General features: G+C 38.0%; 1 pseudogene. It reads right to left on the minus strand.

Features of this window, described 5'->3' with window-relative positions:
• A pseudogene (locus AACV33_RS04735) lies at positions 1–80 on the minus strand (type II toxin-antitoxin system prevent-host-death family antitoxin); the annotation flags it as partial.
• Positions 81–300 lie beyond the last annotated feature (220 nt).

Consider the following 300-nt stretch of genomic DNA (forward strand, 5'->3'; position numbering starts at 1 on the left):
GTGCAGTCAGCATCATTAACTACGCCATCAAGAACAGATTTAAGACCATTTCGAGCTTCAGTAAAAGAAACTATACGCATAATTACCTCTTTGTTGAGTTGTACTTAATATTGAACAAGTCTAACCCATTAAAACTGAAATGTACAATATATTGCACAGGTAACAAAGAAGCAGTTAACGCCGCAATAACACGTGCGAAAGACCGACTTACAAAACCAATTATACTCCAAACCGCGAATGCCGAATGTAAATAGCATCGTGTTGATTGCTTTGTTATACGAGCCTTGCTTTCGCTCCAAT

Source organism: Aliivibrio sp. SR45-2 (assembly GCF_963890165.1).
Taxonomy (GTDB): Bacteria; Pseudomonadota; Gammaproteobacteria; order Enterobacterales; family Vibrionaceae; genus Aliivibrio; species Aliivibrio salmonicida.